Origin of the sequence: Fontibacillus forbon (assembly GCF_046559655.1) — a bacterium.
Lineage (GTDB): Bacteria > Bacillota > Bacilli > Paenibacillales > Paenibacillaceae > Fontibacillus.
The window spans coordinates 410,480-434,518 of the sequence record NZ_JBKGFV010000003.1; the positions used below are offsets into that span (position 1 = coordinate 410,480).

Genomic DNA, 24,039 nt, shown 5'->3' on the forward strand with positions numbered 1-24,039 from the left:
TATTATAAAGGATAATCCGGTTCATCTTCCATGCCAAAGGCTACAGAGACAACAACTCCCATAGTGACATTCTTGACTCGTTCTAAAACGAGAAGTATTATTAAATTATAATAGTTAAAAGGTATTAACTATTTAAGAATAATATTTATTATATTGGTGTCGAGGTGATCAGTCTGGACAAAGGAGATTTGCTTTCATTGATGCTTTCGCAACAGATGACTAAGTTCGTGGTCTCGTACGGCAAATTGTTGGATCCTGATCTGACTGCGCAGCAATATCTGATTCTGCAGATTTTGAGCAAAACCGAACAGCGAAATAGCTCGGAGTTGGCTCAAGAGCTGGATGTAACCTTGCCCGCAGTGACGAATCTGACGAATAAATTGGTGCGTAAGGGGTACCTTGAACGGAGAACGTCCGAAACGGATCGGCGTAGTGTAAACCTGTCCCTGACGGAACAGGGCCGGGAAGTTGAGAACCGGTTGTTAGCAAAGTACAAGGAACTGACGCGTCACCTCTGGTCTCAATTCACCGAGCAGGAGTTGGATTTGCTAGTGGCATCCTACCAAAAGATGCTTGTCGCCTTGCAGCAAAATCCCGGTATGGAACCGGATACCATCGAGCCTAAATAAAATCAGGAGGAATCAACATGGGAAGATTAGATAATAAAGTAGCTATTATTACAGGCGCCGCCGGAGGCATGGGGAAATCCGATGCGCTTCTTTTTGCCAAGGAAGGAGCCAAGGTAGTCATTACGGATATCCAGGAAGATAAAGTCTTGGCTGCCGCGGAAGAAATTAATCAAAACGGCGGCGAAGCGCTCGGCGTGGTTCATAACGTTACTTCCGAGGAGGACTGGAAGCGGGTAGTGGATGAAGCGATTGCGAAATTCGGCAAAATCGACATCCTGGTCAACAACGCCGGCATTTCCAGTCCTACGCCGATGATGGACACTACAGTCGAGCTTTGGAACAAGGTTATGGACATTAATATCAAGAGCGTGTTCCTGGGTCAAAAATACGTCATCCCGCACATGATCGACAACGGCGGAGGTTCCATCGTCAATATTTCTTCCATCGCCGGTTTGACCGGCGGGAATGGCGCAGGCCCGTACACCGCAAGTAAAGGTGCCGTACGCATGCTTACAAAAGCAACGGCGGTTGACTTTGCTAAGCACAACATCCGCTGCAACTCCGTGCATCCTGGCATTATCCAAACGCCGATGACCGAAGGATTGATGGAAGACGAGAAAATGAAAGCCTGGTTCCACTCCGTAACCCCGCTTCCTCGCTTGGGTCTCGCTGAAGACATCGCGGCGGGCGTGCTGTTCCTGGCTTCGGACGAATCGTCCTACATTACCGGGGTCGAGCTTCCGATCGATGGCGGATATACGGCGAAATAAGCAAGTTGCAATGGAATAGATGGTGGTAAGGAAAGTATGGAGAGCCCGGCAGATTGCCGGGCTTTTTTGCTGCGTGATCCTACTCGCGAATGGGGAATTAACTGGAAAATCTCCAGTTAATTTCGCTGTTTTATGCGATTTGCGAAAATTAGCTGTAAAACCTACAGCTAATTCCTCCATTTCCGCTAAGATTCATGGATTTCGGTAAAATTAGATGGAAGTTTTCCATTTAATTTAGTTCAATGGAGGAAGACGAAGAAATTAGCTGGAGGGTATACAGTTATTTTTGCGGACGCTGAACGTGACGAAGGGTCATGATTACTTGGAAAAGGAATGGATACTCCAAGCTCCGCGTACTCAGGCGCATACACGATAAAACGAGTCTTCAACGGTAGCTAGTCCTGAAGAGAAAGGAGGAGGCCGCGGTGAAAATGGAACGTTTGCTGGCTATGACGGTGCTGCTGCTGAACCGGGGCCGGATGAGCGCCAAAGAGCTGGCGGAACGGTTTGAAGTGTCCGTCAAAACGATATACAGGGATATGGAAACGTTGAACCGGGCAGGCATTCCGGTAACGGCGGTACAGGGAAATAGCGGCGGGTTCGAAATTATGGACCGGTATAAGCTGGACCGGCATCTGGTGTCCCCGGGGGAAGTCTCTTCGCTTCTCGCTGCTCTCCAAGGAGTGACTCATGCGATGGAGGACCGGACTTACAGCGATTTGCAGGAGAAATTCAAAACGCTGCTGCAACCCGCGGACAAATCGGTTTTGGAGTCCGGAGGGGGAAGCCTTGTTTTTGATTTTCAACCTTGGGGTCAGGGACCTGCCATCAAGCAAAAAGTAACGCTGCTCAGACAGGCGGTTCAAGACAAACAACTGGCGAAGCTAAGCTATATTAACCAGGATGGGACGGAGAGCATCCGAATCGTGGAGCCGTCCGCTTTGGTAATGAAAGGATCGGCATGGTATCTGCAGGGATATTGCCGGCTGCGCGGGGATTTCCGGATGTTCCGGCTGTCCCGGGTAACGGAGCTGTCGCTGCTGCCGGAATCTTTTACTCCGCGGGACGCTCCCGCATTGGACGGTTATAGCTGGGATCCCGCTTGGTCCCGCAAGGAAGAATGCGAGATCAGGCTGATCTTTCGGCCCGAGGCCCGTTATCGGATGGGCGAGATGTTTTCTCCGGAACAAATTATCCCGCTGCAGGGCGGAGATTTTGCGGTTCAGGGGAGCTTTTCTCTGGACGAGTGGTTCTATTCCTTGATACTCGGCTTCGGAGATCTGGTAAAGGTCGAGTACCCTGATTCTTTGGCTAAGGAAATTAAAGCACGGGCGGAGCGGATCGTCTCCCTATATGGATCTGGATGTTGAAATATCGGGAAGAAGAGCCGGTACATAATTTGACGCCAATTATTCTACCCTGTCTTCCCGGTAAACTGGACATACAGATGTCCACGTTCCCCTTGTAGAATGTAAATATTCATGGGGGAGGGTGCAAAGAATCATGACGACAAAATATGTACGACAAACCGAGATCAAACTGGCCGGAATCGGAGCCAGAACGACGAATGCGGCGGAAGCGGGGCCAAACGGACGCTTGCCGGAGTTATGGGAACGGTATTATCGTGAAAATATAGCCGCGGCTGTCGGCGGAGCGGATTCTACAACGCTTTATGCTTTATATACCGATTATGAGAGCGATGCGTCAGGGGCTTACACCGTAATCATCGGGCATGAACCTCAGGAGACAGGGGAAGGTCAGGAATCCGGTAAGGGGACCGAGGTCGGAAACGGTACTGGAATCGGCACGGAAATCAGCTATGGAACAGGTATAGAAACCGGTCTCCAACAGGCAGTAATCCCGGCTTCCGACTACCTTGTATTCCAATCCCGCAAAGGGCCTGTTCAAACCGTAGTGGCGGAAGCATGGGGGCAAATTTGGGCATATTTTCAGGATTCAGCGGAGAAGCGGACTTTTACCGGGGATTATGAGCTATACGATCTGCAGGATTTCGACCCTGGGAACGCAGTCGTTTCAATCTATATTGCCGTGGAATTTTAACGAAGGGGAGAAAGTCATGGAATGGGTGGAGATGACGCCGGAAATGCTGGACAGGGAGCATATCTGCTGCGCTTTAGGGGCCAAGCCTTATGAAGAGGCCGTGAATGGCAAGAAAAACTGGCTCAAAGACAGAATGGCGGAAGGGCTTGTGTTTTACCGGCTGGATGAACGGGCTAAAGTGTTTATTGAGTATTTGCCCGCGGAAGCGGCATGGGTCCCCGTGGATGCGCCGAATTACATGATGATTAATTGCCTCTGGGTTAGCGGAAAATACAAAGGGCAAGGTCACGGCCGCCTGTTGTTGGAGCACTGTATTGAGGATGCGAGGAATAGAGGCATGGACGGAGTCGTCCATGTGCTTTCCGGCAAGAAGATGCCGTATTTGAGCGACCGGAAGTTTTTTCTGCACCACGGATTCCGGATAGCGGACGAAGCAGGCCCTTATTACGAATTGGCCGTGTTAAAATGGAATGCCGCCGCGCCGGATCCCATATTCCGGGACACTGCCAAATCGCTTGCCGTTGACGAGCAAGGGGTCGTTATTTACTATACCCCGCAATGTCCGTTTGCAGCGGGCATTCTGCCCGAGTGGAGACAAGCTGCAGAAGAAAGAGGCATTCCGTTTCGGGCTTATCCGTTTCGGACCAGGGATGAGGCGCAACGGGCCCCCGCCCCTTGGACGACGTTTGCCTTCTTTTACAATGGACATTATGTGAGCCATGAGATGATGAGCCGGGCGAAATTAGAGAAGGTTCTGGACGGGATGGGCGATATTCCATGATCAACGCCCATTTTTTTTGAAATGCTTGACAAAGGTTTTTAAATATATTATCTTAATATCAAGATAAATGATATCGAGATAAAACAGATCGAGATAACTGGAGTGCAAAGGAGGTAATCTTATGGCTTACGATCAGGAAGATGCGTTGAATTTGCATATCGCTTTGACTCGGGCGAGCCAATGGGTAAGTGCCCACACGGACCGGGATATCCGCCAGTATGGGTTGACGCGTACGGAGTTCGGCGTGCTTGAACTGCTTTACCATAAAGGACCGCAGCCGATCCAGCAGATCGGGGGGAAAGTGTTGATGAGCAGCGGCAATATCACCTATGTCGTCGACAAGTTGGAGAAGCGGAACTTCGTCCGCCGCAGAGCTTGTGCGGAAGACCGTCGCCTGACCTTCGCGGAAATTACGGAGGAGGGATCGAAGTTCATTGAAGAAGTATTTCCTAAGCATGTTGATGTGATTGCCGAAGCTACGAACGGACTCAGCGCCGAGGAAAAGAAGATCGCTTCAGAGCTGCTGAAAAAGCTGGGGAAGTATGCCCAAGAGGGATTCAAATAGCGGAGCCGGAACCTGAACCGGACTGAAGGTTCGGGGCTCTTTTCAGAACCAATATCTTAATATCAAGATTCTTTATATAAAACAAAAAACTGATTAAAGGAGAAATTCATAATGAGTATAGCTATTGGATTGTTGATTTTACGGTTGGTTGTAGGTTTGTCTTTCATGGCGCATGGTGCGCAGAAGCTGTTTGGCTGGTTTGGCGGTTACGGGCCGAAAGGCACGGGCGGTTGGATGGAGTCTCTGGGGTTGAAACCGGGCGTGCTGATGGCCGTTATGGCGGGTGCGGGCGAGTTTGTCGGCGGGATTTTGTTTGCTGCAGGATTTCTGACTCCTCTCGGTGCCGTGCTTATAGCGATTACGATGATTATGGCGATCGTCACGGTGCATGGCAAGAACGGATACTGGTCGACGGCGAACGGATATGAATACAATTTGTTGATCATTGCCGTTGCCGCCGGGGTGGCCCTGATCGGTGCGGGCGATTACTCGCTGGATGCCTTGTTGTTCTAATCGAGAGTGAAACATGAAAACCGAAGAAATGAGGAGACTATGAGATGAGCGATTTTACTACCTTATTACAAAACCGCAGATCGGCCAATAAATTTCTAAAGGGCGTAGAAATTCCCGATAAGGATTTGGATGCCATTTTCAATCTGGTCAAATATGCCCCGTCGGCGTTCAACCTGCAGCATACCCGTTATGTCGTAGTTAAGAACCCGGAACTCAAGGAAAAAGTATACGAAGCCGCGAATAAACAATATAAAGTGCAGACGGCGTCGGCGGTGATTGCCGTGTTGGGGGATCCTGAGGCATACAAGGACGTAGCCATGCTGAACGAAGGATTGCTCAACTTGGGAGTGCTCAGTAAACAGGAGTACGATATGACCGTGGATTCCACGCTTGCTTTCTATGAAGAACGGGGCGAGACGTTCCAGCGCGAAGACGCGATCCGCAATGCCAGCTTGTCGGCGATGCAGATGATGCTGATTGCCAAGGATCTGGGATGGGATACCTGTCCGATGATCGGTTTCGACCCGGAGGCTTTGCGTGAAGCATTGGATATTCCCGAAGCTTACGTACCGGTGATGCTGATCGCCATCGGCAAAGAAGATCGTTCCAGCCAGCGTCCGCGCGGCTACCGTAAACCTGTCGCTGAATTCGTAAAATACATGTGAGGGGGAAAATAAAATGACTCAACGTACAGCCGGAATTCATCATATCACTGCATTTGTTCAAAGCGCGCAAGCCACCGTCGACTTTTATTCGGGGGTGCTGGGATTGCGCCTGGTGAAGAAAACCATTAACTTTGACGCTCCTGAAGTGTACCATCTCTATTTTGGCGATGAGAAAGGGAGTCCGGGAACGATCATTACGTTTTTCCCTTCCCCGGGTTCACGGCGGGGCCGGATTGGCGGAGGTCAGGTCGGGATCACGACTTACGCGATACCGGTAGGAAGTCTTGACTTCTGGCATGCTCGCTTGCTGCGGTTCGGAGTATCCGTTGAAACCAGAGAGCATTTCTCCGAAAAAGTGCTGCATTTCCGGGATAATTCGGGCCTGCTGCTGGAATTGACAGAACGGGCGGAAGGCCCTGCCAGTACCTGGTCGTTCGGCGGCGTGCCGGCGGATAAAGCGATCAAGGGCTTCGGGGGCGCCGTATTGTACAGCGCCTTCCCCGAAAAGACGGCTCATCTGCTGGAACAAGTGCTTGGCATGGAAAAAATAGGCGAGGAAGGGTCCTACGCCCGATACAAAACGGCGGGAGAGTTAGGTAATATTATCGATATCAACGTGAAGCCGATAGAGTACGGGGCCGGGGGTGCCGGAACCGTCCATCACATTGCCTGGCGGGCCAAAGATAACGAGGAGCACGCGGCATGGAGAAATAAATTGGCGGGACTTGGCTATCAGGTCACCCCGATTGTCGACCGCCAATACTTCAATGCCTTGTATTTCCGGGAAGAAGGGGGCATCCTGTTCGAAATTGCCACCGATCCTCCGGGCTTTGCCCGGGATGAGCCTGCGGACAAATTGGGTGAAAAGCTCATGCTGCCGGAGTGGTATGAAGAGCAACGGGCGCTGATCGAAGCAAATTTGGAACCGATCGAGGTTCGGGTATTGGAGGAGGATAAGGAATGAAGCATATTTTTCAGCAAGGGACCAGCTCGGAAGCGCCGGTGCTGGTACTCTTTCACGGTACCGGCGGTACGGAGCGGGACCTGCTGCCGCTGGCGGGAATGATCTCGCCGCAATCCTCGGTGCTGAGCGTGCGGGGGAATGTACTGGAGAACGGCATGCCGCGTTTTTTCAAGCGGCTTGCGGAAGGCGTCTTTGACGAGGAGGATCTCGTATTCCGGACGAAGGAGCTGAATGACTTCCTGGATGAAGCTGCCGTCAGCTATGGCTTTAACCGCCGAAATTTGGTGGCGGTGGGGTATTCCAACGGCGCGAACATTGCCGGGAGCCTGCTGTTTCATTACGGCGACGCGCTGCGCGGGGCGATCCTGCATCATCCGATGGTCCCGCGCCGGGGCATCGCGCTTCCGGATTTGTCCGGGGCGCCCGTCTTCATCGGAGCGGGACGGAACGACCCGCTTTGTCCGCCGCAGGAATCGGAGGAGCTCGAACGCCTGCTCGGCGGAGCCGGGGCAGCGGTAACGCTCCATTGGGAAGCCTCCGGCCACCAACTGACATCCTCCGAAATCGATGCCGCATCGGCTTGGTATCAGCGGACGTTTGCATAAGCAAGGAAGGGGGAATCTGGAGCCATGTTATCCATTAATCCGGATCAGCAAAGCGAACGGGATAACTATAAACTGCTGACGGGCAGCATTATCCCGAGACCCGTTGCCTTTGTGACCACGTTGTCCGGGGCAGGCATATTGAATGCGGCCCCCTTCAGCTATTTTAATATCGTGACGGCCGATCCGCCGATGGTGTCCGTTTCGGTCCAGCGCAAACAGGGCCACCCTAAAGATACCGCCCGAAACGCAGTGGACCAGGGTTCCTTCGTCGTCCATATCGCGGATGAGTCCTATATCCGGCAAATCAACGAGACGGCGGCCGCACTGCCCCCGGAGGAGAGCGAGATCGCTTTGGCGGGACTCACGCCGGTCCCGAGCGAGGTTATCCCGGTGCCCGGCGTGGCCGAGGCCAAGGTTCGGATGGAATGCGTGCTGGAGCGGGCGGTTCCGCTTGGCGGCACGGAGGAAGCACCGGCGGCCGATCTGTTGATCGGCCGGGTGGTCCGCTTTCATATCCACGAGTCCGTGTATGAGAACGGCCGGATCCATGCGGCGGAGCTGGGCGCGGTAAGCCGGCTTGCCGGCAACGACTATGCCAAAGTAGGAGCGGTATTCTCCATTCAGAGGCCGGAATAAAGAACTTTGTCCATGATAAAGAGCGTTTTCCGCAACCCGGGTTGCAGGAAAGCGCTTTTTTGATTACTCTCTTAATGTGCGAGCACAAAGGCAGATAAAGAACCTGGAGGGATGGACGGATGAAGTATCGGGCATTAGGGAATACAGGGCTGCAGGTCAGCGAAGTCAGTTTCGGCACGTGGGGGATCGGCGGGGACTGGGGCAACTCGGACGATGCCGAGGCGCTGCGCGGCCTGGAATTTGCCATCGGGCAGGGCGTCAACTTTTTCGATACGGCGGATGTTTACGGCGGGGGCCATGCGGAAGAATTGCTGGCGAAAGCGACACAAGGCAAAGAGGATGAGATTCATATCGCCACCAAGTTTTGCCGGGCGGGCGATATTCATGATCCCCAAACCTACTCCGCGGCTTCGATTCGCGAGTTCTGCGAGGGCAGCCTGAAGCGATTGCGGCGGGAGCGTATCGACCTGTATCAAATTCATTGCCCTCCGTTTGAGATATTGAAGGATGGCCGGGTGTTTGAAGAACTGGACAAGCTTCAGGCCGAGGGCAAAATCCGTCATTACGGCGTGAGCGTCGAAACGGTGGAAGAGGGTCTGTTCTGTCTGGACGTTCCCGGGGTGAAGGCGCTGCAAGTCATCTTCAACCTGTTCCGGCAAAAACCGGCGGAAGCCTTGTTTCCTAAAGCCGCGCAGCAGGGCGCGGGCATTCTGGTGCGGCTGCCGCTGGCGAGCGGGCTGCTGACCGGCAAGTTTACGAAGCAGACCACGTTCGGTACGAACGACCACCGGAACTTTAACGCGAACGGCGAGGCGTTCAATGTGGGCGAGACGTTTGCCGGATTGCCGTTTGCCAAGGGCGTGGAGCTGGCTTCCCGGCTGTCCTGGATCGCCGAGGGACGGGGCGATATGGCCCGTGCGTCCATGCGGTGGATCCTCGATTGTCCGGAGGTTAGCTGCGTCATCCCGGGCTTTAAAAACGTCCGCCAGGTCGAGGATAATCTGGGTGCGATTGACGTTCCTTCCTTTTCTCCGGAAGAAGCGGAGCGCTTGCGCGAATTTTACCGGAGCGAGGTTGCGGAGCATATCCGCGGAGGGTATTAAATTTCAAGTTTAGGAGGAGACCTGTCAGAATGCAGCGGTTTCCCTAAGACGGTTCCGGACTGCGCGACTGCCTTTTCCGTATAAACCTAAGATTTAGAAGATAAAACCTTTAATTCGGATACTAACTTCAAAGCGCCCATTTACTATAATTGGAAATAGGTATGGTTCTTATATCCATCCCGGTTTGCTAGAGATAGTTTTTGATAGGTTAGATCCAAATAATGCATATTTATGAATGAATTAGGACTGAATTAAACAGAATTGAATATAACGATAAGGGTAGCGCTAAATTTCCAGTGCTACCTTTATTTATGCAGTCCATGTATGTTTTAGTTTTCGCTACCATACAAGTATGGTAGCATTGAATTATGAGTACGCTTTCATAAAGATGAAGAGTCAACCAGGAAGGGGCGTGAAAATAGTGATGAACGTGCTTTTGGTGGATGATGAGCCTTGGGTGCTGGAGGGTCTCCGCACTATGGTTAACTGGAAGAATCACGGCTTTCAGGTATGCGGGGAGGCCTTGAACGGACCGGATGCTTTGAAGATGATTCAGGAACTGCGGCCGGAACTGGTCGTTACCGATATCAACATGCCTGTCCTGAGCGGGCTGGAACTGGTGGAGCAGTCCAACAAGACGCTGACACGGCCGCCCAAGTTCGTCATTTTAAGCGGTTACGATAATTTCAATTATGCTCTTACCGCGATGCGGCACAAGGTCACGGAATATTTACTGAAACCGATCGACGAGGAAGAGATCGAAACCATATTGGACCGGGTCGGAAAAAGAATCCGGGAGGAACACGCCGCGGAGCAGAGCCAAAGCCGCGTGCAGTTTCTGTTCAAGAATAATCTCCTGAACCGGTTGATTCAGGGAGAATATAACGAGGTTCTGGAGCACCAGGCGGCCCGTTCCCTCGATTTGGAGACGGAAACGGAGTTAAGATGCGTGCTGGTTGAGGCCGTTCCCGGTTGTGATGATCTAAGGCAGCGAATCCAGGGATATTTTGCGCAGGAGAAGGATCGGTCCTTTCAGGATATCTCGGGAAGAGTCGGGATAATCGTGCAGGAGGATAATTTCCCTTCTGCCGTGCTGGAGGAGATCTGTTTGCGGATGCACAGGGACTTGTCGGACAGCTTGCTGCGGCCCGTTATAGTAACGCTAAGCGAAACCCTGAAGGGGATTTCGTCCATCCGCGATCTGTACCTGCAAACGCTGGAGGTTGGCAAGTCCAAGCGCTGTCAGGGGAAAGAAGGCGTGTTTTACTATAAGTATTGCAAGCAGCCGTCAGGGACGGTCGATGTCTACAAAGAAAAGATCAAACAGCTGTCCGAAAAGGTTACGGCATATGATGAAAGCAAAATCCGCGGCCTGGTTGACGAGATCCTGAACTCTTTCGCCTCTGGTCTACAGGAGATAGAAATCGCAAAGGCTCATATTGCCGACCTTGAGCTGACGCTGTGCAGAGAGGTTGCGGATACGAACGGAGAGCCGGACGTTTTGATGAAAAGGATGTGGGAACAACATGGCAGCCTGAGCGGCATAAGCAATTATCCCGCGCTAAAGTCGTATGTTCGGGATTTGTGCCTGGAGGCGGCTTCCTTCCTTTCCCGGCTGACCTTGCAAAACGAGAATAATACGATTTTTCATGTCATTCAATACGTGGACAGGGAATACAAGAACAAGCTGCAGCTTCAGGACTTGGCCAAGCATTTTCATATGAACGCCACCTATTTGGGTCAATTGTTCAAGAAGGAAACCGGCAAACCCTTCAACGAATACTTAAACGAAAAACGGATCGAGGAAGCCAAAAGCCTGCTGAAGCGAACCCAGATCAAAATATCCGATGTGGCGCTGCAAGTGGGCTATCCGAACACGGATTATTTTATCAGCAAATTTAAAAGCAGCACGGGGATGCTTCCCTCGGCATATAAACATGAAGCGGAGAACAAGCAGGCAGATCATTAGCAGGACGGTGCGCACATGTTGAAAAGACGATTCAAGTTCAGAAAAATCGTGAACGATATCCCGCTCAATTATAAATTTATCCTGATCTATCTGGTCGGCGTGCTGCTGCCGATCATCATCATCAATCTCGTGGTGATGAACCGGATGTCCGACCTCATTAAGGAGCGGGAGCAGCAGAACCTGGAAATCTCGCTGGAACGGGCCAGAAAGGATATCCATGACTTCATGGACGGCGGAGTGGCGGTCAGCCATGCCTTAAATACGGACAAAACGCTTTACGAAATGCTGGACCGGACTTATCAAAACCCGGTGGATTTTTATGAAACGTTCGACGAACAGCTTCGCAACCGGTTAAGCAGCTATATTCCGGTAAACAATCAGCTTTTGCGCATCGGCATCTACACGGACAATCCGACGGTCGTCTCGGGAGGCAATTATCACGTAATCGACCGGGAGGTTAAAAACAGCGATTGGTACCGGTTATGGAACGAATCCAGCGACCCTGTCATGGTGGCCGCCTATCGGGCTACCGAAGTGAGCAACCTGACCTCCACGGTCCCTTATCTTAGCGTAATTGAAGAAATGGACTACTTCGATTCTTTCGATAAGTTTTACAAGCTGCTGCGGATCGATATCGACCTCAGTAAAATTTATGATGTAATCGTCCGGGAACAGGAGTATCTTGATTTATACCTGGTCAACGAGAAGAACGAAATCATTATGTCCGCGGAAAGCGGCTATCAGCGGGGAGTCACCGATGCCTACCCGTTGTTTCGTTTAAGCGGCGAACAGAAGGAAAAAGATGTCCATACGGTGTCCATCGGCACGGCCCGATACGTTAAGGGGTGGAAGCTGGTCGGGATCACCCAGGGAACGCGCGTGACGAAGGCCATGCTCGATATGCAGATTTCCATCGGCGTTTTGGCTGCGGTTATAACGCTTTTTACGTCCGTTTTTATCTACATCATGCTCAGATCGTATAACTACCGGGTGAAACGGTTGTCCCGGCATATGCAGAAGGTCACGAACGAGAAGTTCGACCTGATCCGGATTGATGAAGGCCGCGACGAGATCGGTGGACTGATCCAGAACTTCAATATGATGACCGCGCGGATCAACTCTCTGATCAATAACGTGTATAAATTGGAGATTCAGAAGAAAAGCCTGGAGATGGAGCGGGTAAGGGCAGAGCTGAACTTTCTGCAAAGCCAGATGAACCCTCATTTCCTGTTCAATACGCTGAATGCGATTCTGGTTGTCTGCACCAAATACAATTATTCCGAGGTGACGGATATTATCAAGAGCCTGTCCAAGCTGTTGCGGAGACTGCTTAGCTGGAAAGAGGACCTGGTGACCCTGGAGGAAGAGATCCTGTTTACCGAAATGTACCTAAAAATCGAAAAATTCAGGTTCAGGGATAAATTCCAATACCGGTTTGATATTGACGAGAATGTGCTTCACTATAAAATACCGAAAATGAGCATCCAGCCGCTTGTCGAAAATGCCTGCAAGCACGGAATTCAAGCCGTTGATGAAGCGGGAATCATCACCGTCAGCGCGACGCTCTCCGACGGACGGCTCCGCATTGCCGTTTCCGACAACGGGAAGGGGATCGAGCCGGGCAAGCTGAGGGAGATGATACTGGCCGTGCGGAGCGAGAATGTTTCCGGCAACAGCATCGGAATCCGGAACGTGTATCGAAGACTGGAGCTTTATTACGATGATTTGGTTCGCTTTGACATGGTGAGCCAACCGAATGAAGGAACGGAGGTCTCCTTTGAAATTCCGATCAAGCAACTGAATCAACAAGAAGGACTGGACGGGGAGGAATGAGCGTGAGATTTAAAGTGCTCTTGATTGACGATGAACCTGGAGCTTTGGAAGGCATGCAGCTGTGGATCGATTGGGAGCGGCTTGGCTATGAAATTTGCGGAACCTCCAGCAACGGGGCGGAGGGATTGAGAAGCATCGGGGAGCTGAATCCGGACCTCGTGGTAACGGACGTGAACATGCCGCTTATGGACGGGCTGGAAATGATCGAGTCCTGGCAAAAGAACGGCGACCGGAAAGTCAGCTTCGTCATTGTGAGCGGTTATAGCGAATTTGATTATGCACGGAGGGCGATGCGTTATGGCATCGTCCATTATTTGCTGAAGCCGATCGAACAGGATGAAGCCGAGAAGGAGCTCAAGGCGGTGTATCAAGAGCTTCTTCAGGAATATGAAAAACAAAACATCAGCCGGATCGCATCTTACGAAGAAACGGTCAGCTTGCTTAAAAAGGCGGTTATGGAGGAGCTGCAACCCCCCTCCGATTCGGCCATTCTGGAACACTTGTCTGCCAGCCGTGAGGCATGGAATTTCTGCCTCGTCAAATGTGATCCGAAGGCGTATGCGCTGCTGAGGGAAACTGCGGCTTCTTTGATACGGAATCAGGAAGCAATGTATCTGATCGATTTGGAGATGCACTGTTTTGGCATTGTATACGGCTATACCCCATCAAGGGGATATGCGGACGAAGCCTGGGAAATCCTGACCCGATTATCGCAGTCCTATTCTCCCTACCGCGTTTTTATTTCTATAGGAGCCGGAGAATCTTCGCTGGCAAACCTGGCGGGTTGTTATAAAAAGGCCAGCGAAGTCATTTTGCACAATTTTTATGACTCCGGATACGCCGAAATTAAGGAATACGAATCGGTCGGAGATGTCGTTTTTCAGTACCATTATGACCAAATCCGGCTTATGGACGGAATCATTGGCGCGATGAATTTGCTGGATATCTGCGGTTTGGAGGAAGCCATAGGTTCGGCAGTACAAAGCTTCCGGGAAATGGCGATAGCTCCGGAAATCGTAAAGAAGATTGTCATTCATCTGATGTACAAAATCATGGAGTACCTGCGGGGTCTGGAAGGAGAGCCGGCGTCTTCGCTATTGGCGAAATACAATTTGCTCCTGTCCAGCCTGTCCGACGCGGTTCTTCTCCTTGAGGACTTGATGGGGTATTTACTCGGTTGCGGCCAGGATACCATCAATCTCATGCTTCAGGAACAAGCGCGCAAATCGCAAGGTATCATCCAGGAAATTAATGAATACATTCGCGGACACTACCGGGAAACCTTGACCATAAAAATGCTGTCCGAGATATTTTACCTGCATCCGGTCTATTTGGGTCAGCTCCTGCTGCGGAAAAACGGCATCAGCTTTAACGAACTGGTACATAACCTGCGAATCGAGGAAGCTGTGACGCTCCTGCAACAGAACCGGCTAAAAAACAGCGAGATTGCCGAGAAAGTCGGTTATCTCAACTACGGACAATTTTTGAAACAATTTGAGAAGCGGATGGGAGTCTCGCCAAACGAGTTTAAAAACATGATCTAATATTTTTGGGGTTAATGCTTTAATTGCGATATAGTTCCATTTTGGTAGCGCTTTTAAAATAAAGATAAGTTACATGAAAGGGCTTTCAAGTCCGGATGTAACAAATATATGCGGAGGTGCTTTACATGGGGGGCAAGTCCAAATCAATTTTCCGGCTTAGCTTGATCATGTTGTTATCGCTCAGCGTCATCCTGTCGGGATGCGGCGGCAACAACAATACTGCAAATTCCGGAAACGGCAATAACGGCAAGCAGGCAGAATCCGGAAACAATACCGGAGACAAGGTTGAACCGCTCGAAATCACGGCATTTATCGGGGAAGCCGGCCAGCAGCCGACACCGGACAACAAGATTTACAAAAAGATGAAAGACGAGCTGGGAGTTACTGTCAAGATGGAATTCCTGGCCGGAGATATTAACCAAAAGCTCGGCGTTATGATTGCCGGTTCCGATTATCCGGACATTATGACGGCGAATACGAAACTGACGGCGGCCGGTGCCTTTATTCCGCTGGAAGACCTCATCGAAGAACACGCTCCGAATTTGAAGAAACACTATGAGAAGTACTGGAACATGATGAAGGACCCTAACGACGGCCATATCTACATCCTGCCGAACTATGGGGCATATAACGGCGAAGTGAGCACCACTTGGTATTCCGGACCGGCTTTCTGGATTCAAAAAGCGGTTCTGGAAGACGCAGGATATCCTCAAGTAAAAACGCTTGACGAGTATTTCGACCTGATCGCCAACTACAAAGAGAAAAACCCGACCATCGACGGCAGCCCGACGATCGGTTTTGAAATTTTGAACTATGACTGGAGAAACTGGGGCCTGTTCAATGCTCCTCAGCATCTGATCGGTCATCCGAACGATGGCGGCGTCGTCGTGAAGGACGGCAAAGCGGAAGTGTTCGCGGATAAAGACTATGCCAAGCAGTACTATCAAAAGCTGAACGAAGTCAATGCCCAAGGCCTGATCGATAAAGAAACATTCACTCAAAACTACGACCAATACTTGGCCAAAATTTCCAGCGGCACGGTTCTCGGGATGTTTGACCAGCACTGGAACTTCCAAAGCGCCGAGGATGCTTTGACGACTCAGCAAAAACTGGAAAGAACCTATGTGGGTCTTCCGTTAGTATATGACAAAAACACGAAAGACCACTATTTGGACCGTCCGGCACTTAACCTGAACAACGGTTTCGGGATCAGCGTCAACGGCAAAGATAAAGCCGTTCAAATTCTCAAAATGTGGGATCGTATGATTCAAGAGGATTGGCAAAAAGTCCTCTCCTGGGGGATTGAAGGCGAAGACTATATCGTGAACGAAGAAGGCCGGTTCATGAAAACTCAGGAGCAACGCGATGACTTTACGGATGCCACCTGGAAGTTGGCTAACAAAGCGGACGCTTTCTATAAATTCAGCCCGAAAATGCAAGGTTATTTCGAAGACGGCAATGCTACGGACGCAGCCGCTCAGCCGGAAGAATATAAAGCAGGCCTGAAAGAGTATGACAAGAAGTTCCTTGAAGCTTACGGCTTTAACAGCTATGTAGATTTCTTCAGCCCGGCGCCGGAGAACCCGATTTATTATCCGGCATGGTCCGTGGATCTGGTGGAAGGCTCCGAAGCCAAAATCGTCAATACGAAGCAAAACGATCTGTCGACCAAATATTTGCCGAAAGCGATTTTGGCCAAACCGGCGGAATTCGAATCCGTATGGAGCGACTATGCCAAGGAAATCGGCAAGCTCAATATCAAATCTTATGAAGACCGTATCAATGAAGTTCTGCAATGGAGAATTGACACCTGGACCGTGAAATAAGGTATTGGTTCAAAATCGGAAAATGGAAGGCTAACCGCCTTCCATTTTCCGAAATATTAGGCTTTGTGGGGAGAAAAGAACATGGATGAGACCTTAACAAAAAAAAGCGCCGTCCGGAAGCCGAAAAAAGCGAAGAAACAGCCGATTACATGGTCCCTCGTTAAAGACCAGAAACAATTGATTTTCATGTCGGTTCCTCTGTTAGCTTATATCATCCTGTTTGCCTATGTCCCTATTTGGGGATGGACGATGGCTTTTCAGGATTACAAGCCCGCTCTCGATTTCGGCGACCAAAAATGGGTGGGATTCAAGCATTTCAAATTTTTGTTCCAGGACGATAACTTCTTGCGGGTACTGAGAAATACGCTCGGGATGAGTATCATCAACCTGATACTCGGATTTGTAACCGCCATTATACTGGCTTTGCTGCTGAATGAAATCAAGAAGATTTTTTGGAAAAGAACGGTACAAACGATTTCTTATTTGCCGCACTTCTTGTCCTGGATTATCGTAACCGGGATCGTAGCTACATCGCTTGCTTCCGACGGGATTATCAACGACCTCCTGATGAAGCTCCATTTGATAAAAGAGCCGATTTTGTGGCTCAGCGAAGGGAAATACTTCTGGGGCGTTGTCGGAGCCTCGCATGTTTGGAAAGAGGTCGGCTGGAATACGATTATTTATTTGGCCGCTATGGCCTCTATCGACCCTGCTTTATATGAAGCGGCAGATATAGACGGCGCAAGCCGATACAGCAAGATGAGACACGTTACGCTGCCAGGTATTAAACCAACTATCGTTATCCTGCTGATCATGCAAGTCGGGCACATTTTGGAAGCCGGATTTGAAATTCAGTATCTGCTCGGGAACGGACTCGTCGTAGACTGGGCGGAAACGATCGATATCTTTGTCTTGAAATACGGGATTGCTCAAGGGAACTATTCCATGGCTACCGCCGGCGGTATATTTAAAACGGTCGTTAGCGTCACGATGCTGCTTATTGCAAACTGGACCGCTAAACGACTAGGGGAAGAGAGGCTGTTATAGACATGGCAAATCAATCAATCAGCCCTGGGCATGCAACTGCTGCCGCTGTGAATAGACGGATGGGAAGAAGAAAACTTGAGCCGATTCTTTTTAATACATTCAATACCCTCTTTATGATCTTTCTCGTGGTTGTCACTCTATATCCGTTTTTGAACACGATCGTCGTTTCCTTCAACGCCGGCAACGATACGATCCGAGGCGGGCTATACTGGTGGCCGAGACAATTTACGTTGCAAAACTACAAGGCGGTTTTTGCTTCAGGCACGATATACAATGCTTTTGGAATTTCAGTTGCTAGAACGGTTCTTTCGACGGTGCTTAACATTTTTCTGACAACGATGCTCGCCTACACGTTGAGCCGCAAGGAATATGTGTTCCGTAAACCGATTACGTTAATTTTCATACTGACGATGTATTTTAACGCCGGTCTGATTCCGGGGTACTTCCTGATGAAGGACCTGCACCTGATCAATACCTTCTGGGTCTATGTCATCCCTTCGATGATGAGCGCGTTCAACATGATCGTCATCCGTACCTATATCGGGACGATTCCGGAGAGCCTGGTCGAATCGGCGAGAATCGACGGCGCGGGGGATTTTAAGATCTTCTGGCGAATCATTTTCCCGCTGTGTAAACCGGTTCTGGCCACCATTGCCCTATTTGTGGCAGTAGGGGCCTGGAATCAATGGTTTGACGCCTTCCTGTACACGTCTTCCAGACAGGAGCTCAGTACCCTGCAATACGAGCTCATGAAGCTGATATCTTCCAGTATGAACGCGAACAGCAACCCGGCCGTGTCCAACGGGGCAGGCATGACCCAGGACTCCATCTCGATGGTAACTCCGTTATCCATCCGGGCTGCGGTAACCGTAGTCGCTTCCGTGCCGATCCTCTTGGTATATCCGTTCATGCAGAAGTACTTTGTAGTCGGACTGAATGTAGGGAGCGTAAAAGAATAATGACTAAACCCAAACAACAGGTAACCTACGCCAACCCGGTACTTCCGGGATTCTACCCCGACCCGAGCATCGCTCGGGCCGGGGATGATTTTTATTTGATTTGCAGTTCCTTCGAGTATTTCCCGGGCGTGCCGATCTTCCGCAGCCGGGATCTGATTCACTGGGAGCAAATCGGGCATGTGCTGGACCGGCCCGGTCAGTTGGATTTGCGTGGCCGGTTAAGCTCGGACGGCATCTATGCGCCGGCCCTCCGGTATCATGACGGAACGTTCTACATGATTACGACGGATGTACGGGGGATCGGCAATTTTTATGTGACCGCAACGGATCCTGCGGGTCCCTGGTCTGATCCGATCCTCGTTCCGTATGGCGGAATCGACCCGTCCCTGTTTTTCGACGATGACGGCAAAGTGTACGTGACCGCCCAGCAAGGTGCGGACTACGATTCGCATGCGATCCAGTACGAGATCGATATCGCTACGGGGAAGGCCTTGTCCGAGCCGGTCGTCATTTGGAGAGGCGACGGCGGTCCCTGGACGGAAGGTCCCCATTTGTACAAAATAGGCGGAATGTATTACATCATGACCGCCTCCGGCGGAACCGCGAAGGACCACCGGGAGATTATTGGTCGGAGCTCCAATCCGTACGGGCCGTTCGAGTTGTACGAGCAGCCGATCCTGACGCATCGGAGCATCGAGCATCCGATTCAGTACCTGGGGCACGCCGATCTGGTCGAGGACAGCAATGGCGATTGGTGGGCGGTGTTCCTTGGCGTGCGGCTCGTCGATTCGGGTTACAGCGTGCTGGGCAGAGAAACCTTCCTTGCGCCGGTAAGCTGGAATGAAGCGGGCTGGCCGATGATCGACAACAATGAAGGCATCGTGAATCTGGAAATGAGCGTAATGCGGCTGCCGGGGGGTTCGCCGGCAATGGCGAAGACGACGGCGTTTTCGGAAGGAAGCGACGATTTTGACAGAAGCGAGCTATCGCATATTTGGACCTTCCTGCGCAACCCTGCAGAGGGAAGCTGGTCCTTAGAGGAGCGGCCCGGTTGGCTCACTTTGCGCGGACAGGCCGCAGGATTGAATGAAGTCGGCCAGGTGGCTTTTGTCGGCAGAAGACAGCAGCATGTACAAGCGGAATGGAGTACCTATCTTGAATATGGTTCGATCATGGATGGGGAAGAGGCCGGAATTTGCGCCCGAAGGGATGAGAACGCCCACTACGAAATCTTCATGAAGCAGGAGGCCGGACGGAGAACGATCGGAGTCAGGTTGACCGTGAGGGGCGAATGGTTGATAGCTGCCGAAGTGCCGATGGATTCCGACGGGGTCTATTTAAAAATCCGTTCCGATGTCACCGAGTATTCGATGTACTACTCGTTGGACGGACAGGAATGGATTAGGCTCGGCGGCGGGCCTGCCCGTGCCTTGTCACCGGAAGACTTTGTGAAGAAAATGTGCTTTACAGGGGTAGTTATCGGCCTTTACGCCAGCGGTAACGGAAAAGCCGCTTCAGGAAAGGCTCATTTCGACTGGTTTGTGACCCGGCAGACAAGAGGAGGTAATTGAAGTGAGTTCAACCGACTTGGCCGTGTCTGCGCTTAAGGATTGGTTTGCAAATGATTTCCGGATCGGCGCGGCGGTGAATCCCCGCACGATCCGAACGCAAGAAAATTTGTTGGAGCGTCACTTTAACAGCATCACCGCAGAGAACGAAATGAAGTTTGTCAGCGTGCATCCGGAAGAGGAGACCTATACCTTCGATGAAGCAGATGAGCTTGTCGCCTTTGCCCGTAAGCACGGTATGGCCATGCGCGGCCATACACTGGTTTGGCATAACCAAACGGGCGACTGGCTGTTCAAGGACAGCCATGGCGGGACCGCCAGTAAGGCATTGCTGCTGGAACGGCTTCGTTCCCATATTCAGGCCGTGGTCGGGCGCTACAAAGATCATATTTATGCGTGGGATGTGGTCAATGAAGTGATCGCCGATGAAGGCGACGCTTTGTTCCGCCCGTCGAAGTGGCTTGATATCGCCGGCCCCGACTTTATTGCCGAAGCGTTTCGCTTTGCCCATGAAGCCGATCCGAACGCGCTGTTATTCTATAACGATTACAACGAGTCGCATCCGCTCAAACGCGACAAGATTTATACCTTGGTCAAGTCTTTGCTGGACCGGGGTGTGCCGATTCACGGTATCGGCCTGCAGGCTCATTGGAACCTGTACGATCCGTCGCTGGACGACATCCGGGCCGCGATCGAGAAGTACGCTTCCTTGGGACTGCAATTACAGCTGACGGAACTGGATGTATCGGTATTCCGTTTTGAAGATAAACGAACCGACCTGGTCAAGCCGGAACCGGGGATGCTGGCGAGACAGGCCGAGGTGTATGAGGCCGTATTCCGGCTGTTGAGGGAGTATCGCGAATTCATCAGCGGAGTTACGTTCTGGGGCGCCGCAGATGACTATACCTGGTTGGACGATTTCCCGGTGCGCGGCCGGAAAAACTGGCCCTTCCTGTTCGACGAGCAGCATCAGCCAAAGCCTGCGTTCGACCGTTTGGCAAAACTGGCCGGTAGATGAGTCCGGTTGCAGCATGCTAGGCGAAAGCGGAGCTATTTTAAATAAAAAGAAGCAGGAAAGAAGAAAGAAGCGCCCTCCATTGGGGTGTTTCTTTCCATTTTAAAGTACTTTTGCAGGAGGAAAACAGCATGGGAATGGAGAGTACGTTGTATAAAACCTGGCTTCAATATAACGAAGCTGCCGGTGCCGAATTTCGTCGCGAGTACGGAGAGTTACTGGGCCGGGTCGTTATGGCGGGAGATTCTTCGAGTCTTTGCGCGGCTGCGGCGAATGAACTGAAGGCAGGCCTGAAGTCCATACTGCGGATAGATCCCGTATTTATGAACAAAGCCCCTGCCGGCGGTTCTTTCCTGCGGATCGAATTAAAAGCGGGGGATACCGTAGGGACGGGCAGAACTGGACGAAGTTGGGAAAAGGAGGAAGACGCCTTTTCGCTGAAAGTGATCGCGACGGACGAGGGAGATCGGTTTGAATTGATCGGAGGATCTCCTTCAGGCGTATTATACGGAGTTTTCCATCTGCTTCGCGGCATTGCGCTCGGTCTTCGACCGGAAGAACTGGAGGCAGAAGAGCGACCGGTAAACCGGCTGCGGATGATCAATCAATGGGATAATGCCGACGGTTCGATTGAACGGGGTTATGCGGGCGACTCGATCTTCTATGAAGGCGGAAAAATCGTCAGCGATACTTCGCGGATTCGGGATTACGCCCGGATGCTTGCTTCGGTAGGCATCAACGCGATTTCGATCAACAATGTGAATGTGCATGAAATCGAAACCCGGTTCATTACGGAAGAGGGGCTGCCTGAAGTAGCCCGCGTGGCGGAAGTATTCCGCGATTACGGCATCGCGCTGTTCCTCAGCATTAACTTCGCTGCCCCACTGGCCATCGGAGGCATCGCCACCGCGGATCCGCTCGATCTAAACGTGCGGCAATGGTGGGTTGAAACGGCAAACCGGATTTATCGGCATATTCCCGATTTCGGCGGCTTTGTGGTCAAGGCCGATTCCGAGCATCGGCCGGGGCCATTTGCGTACGGCCGCGACCATGCCGACGGAGCGAATATGCTGGCCGAAGCGTTGGAGCCGCACGGCGGGCTCGTCATCTGGCGCTGCTTTGTATACAACTGCATGCAGGATTGGCGGGACCGGTCCACGGACCGCGCGCGTGCGGCTTTCGATCACTTTAGGCCGCTCGACGGCAAATTCCGCGACAATGTCCTGCTCCAGATCAAGAACGGTCCGATGGACTTTCAAGTACGGGAGCCGGTATCTCCTCTGTTCGGGGCGATGAGCCAAACCAATCAAGTGCTCGAATTCCAGATCACCCAGGAGTATACCGGACAACAGCGGCATTTATGTTATCTGGTGCCGCAGTGGAAGCAGGTCTTCGACTTTGATACCCATGCGGTGAGCGCAGCGGGAAAAGTAAAAAACATCATAGAAGGCTCCTTATTCGGCATGAAATTCAGTGGCGTGGCAGCGGTGTCCAATATCGGCAACGGGGAGTGCTGGACGGGACATCCGTTGGCTCAGGCCAATTTGTACGGTTATGGCCGGTTAATCTGGAACCCGGATTTGTCCGCCGAAGACATTGCCGATGAGTGGACGCGGTTGACGTTCGGAAACGACAAGGACGTCGTCGAAAAAATCGGTCAAATGCTCATGGCCTCCTGGCCGATTTACGAAAGCTATACGTCCCCGCTGGGCGTTGGCTGGATGGTTGTCCCTCATTACCATTACGGTCCTGACGTGGACGGCTACGAATATTCGCGCTGGGGGACCTATCATTTTGCCGATCGGGACGGTATCGGAGTGGACCGGACGGCCGCAACGGGTACGGGATACGTAACCCAGTATTATAACCCAAACCGGGAACAGTTCGAGTCGCTGAAAAAGTGTCCGGATGAATTACTCCTCTTCTTCCATCACGTGCCGTACAGCCACCGGCTACATTCCGGAAGCACGGTCATTCAACACATATACGACACGCATTTCGCGGGAGCCGAAGCGGCGGAAGGACTGAGTTTGATCTGGTCCGCTTTGGCGGGCAAAATCGATGCCGAGCGCTATGAAGCGGTGGAATCCAGATTAATGGAGCAGAGAGATCACGCCAAGCATTGGCGCGATGTGATCAATACTTATTTCTACCGTAAATCCGGGGTGCCGGATGAGCGGGGGAGAAGGATCTATTAAGAGATTCGCCATAATTTTAACCCTTTGTTTTCAATTATCTGTTCACTATTCTATGTTCTATGTTCTCTAATGATGGACAAATGGCTAAAATGTCTTTTAAAAGGTGGACACAAGGGGATAATTCCCCAATCCTTTTTGCGCTCAATATTTAGTTATTATAATCTTGAACCACGCTATATATAGGTTTTTGGGGAGAGGGGAGAATATATCCCTTTCACAGAAAAGTGTCCACTATTTGAAAGACATTTCTACGTTTATTCCACCCCTCGAGGACAATATTAAAGGCATCGCCTGGAATCTAATGCTCCGGGCGATGCCTTTTGGGTTTGAGTCCAAGGGGATTGCCCGCCATCGTCGCAGGACAGGACGATCTTTTGCTTGTAAGCGCGGCGTCCATTCCACCAGTTCCACTAATGCACCAGTTGAATAGATGTTACTTGTAGGTCCTATTTGTCGAACTGATATCGAGTTGCACCAGCTAAAGACAATTCCAGCCAACGCGCAAAGCAAACCTAACTTCTTACAACCAAGTAAATGGTCTTCACGGTATTCTTGCTGGGTAGAACATTAATGTGAACTTCGGACAAAGATTAACTGGAAAACTTCCAGTTAATTTTGCCTTTATCTCGCTGTATAGAGAAATAACTGGAAAACCTCCAGTTATTTTGTCCTTTTTGCGCTATAAAGCGGAATATCGAGCTAATTAACTGTAGGAAATCCAGTTAATTGGCTCGATCGGTCTGATCAGGGGAAATTAGCTGTAGTTTTTCCAGCTAACTTCAGCAACT

General features: G+C 51.2%; 21 protein-coding genes. All 21 read left to right on the plus strand.

Annotated features, from left to right (window positions below):
• Positions 1 to 200: 200 nt before the first annotated feature.
• The 21 genes from ACLB09_RS13970 (at position 201) to ACLB09_RS14070 (ending at position 23,251) form a co-directional block, all read left to right on the plus strand.
• Positions 201 to 629 carry a MarR family winged helix-turn-helix transcriptional regulator gene (locus tag ACLB09_RS13970; RefSeq protein ID WP_410770775.1) on the plus strand — a complete coding sequence of 143 codons (429 nt, stop codon included), beginning with the start codon at positions 201 to 203 and terminating at the stop codon, positions 627 to 629.
• A 17-nt stretch (positions 630 to 646) separates the two neighbouring features.
• A complete protein-coding gene (locus tag ACLB09_RS13975; RefSeq protein WP_410770441.1) occupies positions 647 to 1,399 on the plus strand; it encodes an SDR family NAD(P)-dependent oxidoreductase in 753 nt (250 codons plus the stop codon).
• A 431-nt stretch (positions 1,400 to 1,830) separates the two neighbouring features.
• Complete coding sequence (locus ACLB09_RS13980) at positions 1,831 to 2,769, plus strand: helix-turn-helix transcriptional regulator (protein WP_410770776.1); 939 nt, start codon at positions 1,831 to 1,833, stop codon at positions 2,767 to 2,769.
• Positions 2,770 to 2,902: 133 nt separating this feature from the next.
• Positions 2,903 to 3,460 carry a GyrI-like domain-containing protein gene (locus tag ACLB09_RS13985; RefSeq protein ID WP_410770442.1) on the plus strand — a complete coding sequence of 186 codons (558 nt, stop codon included), beginning with the start codon at positions 2,903 to 2,905 and terminating at the stop codon, positions 3,458 to 3,460.
• A gap of 16 nt (positions 3,461 to 3,476) precedes the next feature.
• The gene (locus ACLB09_RS13990) at positions 3,477 to 4,241 is read left to right on the plus strand and encodes a GNAT family N-acetyltransferase (protein ID WP_410770443.1); all 765 of its coding nucleotides are present in this window, start codon (positions 3,477 to 3,479) and stop codon (positions 4,239 to 4,241) included.
• 121 nt (positions 4,242 to 4,362) lie between these two features.
• Positions 4,363 to 4,806, plus strand: coding sequence for a MarR family winged helix-turn-helix transcriptional regulator (locus ACLB09_RS13995; protein ID WP_410770444.1), 444 nt, complete (start codon positions 4,363 to 4,365; stop codon positions 4,804 to 4,806).
• A 111-nt stretch (positions 4,807 to 4,917) separates the two neighbouring features.
• Complete coding sequence (locus ACLB09_RS14000; RefSeq protein ID WP_410770445.1) at positions 4,918 to 5,319, plus strand: DoxX family protein; 402 nt, start codon at positions 4,918 to 4,920, stop codon at positions 5,317 to 5,319.
• 44 nt (positions 5,320 to 5,363) lie between these two features.
• The gene (locus ACLB09_RS14005; RefSeq protein WP_410770446.1) at positions 5,364 to 5,984 is read left to right on the plus strand and encodes a nitroreductase family protein; all 621 of its coding nucleotides are present in this window, start codon (positions 5,364 to 5,366) and stop codon (positions 5,982 to 5,984) included.
• A 13-nt stretch (positions 5,985 to 5,997) separates the two neighbouring features.
• Complete coding sequence (locus tag ACLB09_RS14010) at positions 5,998 to 6,948, plus strand: ring-cleaving dioxygenase (protein WP_410770447.1); 951 nt, start codon at positions 5,998 to 6,000, stop codon at positions 6,946 to 6,948.
• Entirely contained in the window at positions 6,945 to 7,553 is a 609-nt protein-coding gene (locus tag ACLB09_RS14015; RefSeq protein WP_410770448.1) for an alpha/beta hydrolase, read from the plus strand. Before ACLB09_RS14010 ends, ACLB09_RS14015 begins: the two co-directional genes overlap by 4 nt.
• Positions 7,554 to 7,577: 24 nt before the next feature.
• Positions 7,578 to 8,189, plus strand: coding sequence for a flavin reductase family protein (locus ACLB09_RS14020; protein WP_410770449.1), 612 nt, complete (start codon positions 7,578 to 7,580; stop codon positions 8,187 to 8,189).
• A 119-nt stretch (positions 8,190 to 8,308) separates the two neighbouring features.
• Positions 8,309 to 9,292 carry an aldo/keto reductase gene (locus tag ACLB09_RS14025; protein WP_410770450.1) on the plus strand — a complete coding sequence of 328 codons (984 nt, stop codon included), beginning with the start codon at positions 8,309 to 8,311 and terminating at the stop codon, positions 9,290 to 9,292.
• 424 nt (positions 9,293 to 9,716) lie between these two features.
• Positions 9,717 to 11,261: a response regulator transcription factor gene (locus tag ACLB09_RS14030; protein WP_410770451.1), complete on the plus strand. Its 1,545-nt coding sequence runs from the start codon at positions 9,717 to 9,719 to the stop codon at positions 11,259 to 11,261.
• A 15-nt stretch (positions 11,262 to 11,276) separates the two neighbouring features.
• Complete coding sequence (locus ACLB09_RS14035; RefSeq protein WP_410770452.1) at positions 11,277 to 13,094, plus strand: sensor histidine kinase; 1,818 nt, start codon at positions 11,277 to 11,279, stop codon at positions 13,092 to 13,094.
• On the plus strand, positions 13,091 to 14,638 hold the full coding sequence (locus ACLB09_RS14040; RefSeq protein WP_461729001.1) for a response regulator transcription factor: 1,548 nt from the start codon (positions 13,091 to 13,093) through the stop codon (positions 14,636 to 14,638). Before ACLB09_RS14035 ends, ACLB09_RS14040 begins: the two co-directional genes overlap by 4 nt.
• A gap of 125 nt (positions 14,639 to 14,763) precedes the next feature.
• Positions 14,764 to 16,464 (plus strand): type 2 periplasmic-binding domain-containing protein, encoded by a 1,701-nt coding sequence (locus ACLB09_RS14045; RefSeq protein ID WP_410770454.1) that lies wholly within the window; start codon positions 14,764 to 14,766, stop codon positions 16,462 to 16,464.
• An 81-nt stretch (positions 16,465 to 16,545) separates the two neighbouring features.
• Positions 16,546 to 17,511 carry an ABC transporter permease gene (locus ACLB09_RS14050; RefSeq protein ID WP_410770455.1) on the plus strand — a complete coding sequence of 322 codons (966 nt, stop codon included), beginning with the start codon at positions 16,546 to 16,548 and terminating at the stop codon, positions 17,509 to 17,511.
• A 2-nt stretch (positions 17,512 to 17,513) separates the two neighbouring features.
• Positions 17,514 to 18,470: a carbohydrate ABC transporter permease gene (locus ACLB09_RS14055; protein ID WP_410770456.1), complete on the plus strand. Its 957-nt coding sequence runs from the start codon at positions 17,514 to 17,516 to the stop codon at positions 18,468 to 18,470.
• Positions 18,470 to 20,041, plus strand: coding sequence for a glycoside hydrolase family 43 protein (locus ACLB09_RS14060; RefSeq protein ID WP_410770457.1), 1,572 nt, complete (start codon positions 18,470 to 18,472; stop codon positions 20,039 to 20,041). The genes ACLB09_RS14055 and ACLB09_RS14060 overlap by 1 nt, the downstream gene beginning before the upstream one ends.
• 1 nt (position 20,042) lies before the next feature.
• Positions 20,043 to 21,056, plus strand: a complete 1,014-nt coding sequence (locus ACLB09_RS14065; protein ID WP_410770458.1) for an endo-1,4-beta-xylanase — start codon at positions 20,043 to 20,045, stop codon at positions 21,054 to 21,056.
• Between the two features lie 134 nt (positions 21,057 to 21,190).
• Entirely contained in the window at positions 21,191 to 23,251 is a 2,061-nt protein-coding gene (locus ACLB09_RS14070; protein WP_410770777.1) for an alpha-glucuronidase family glycosyl hydrolase, read from the plus strand.
• The last annotated feature ends 788 nt before the right edge of the window (positions 23,252 to 24,039 follow it).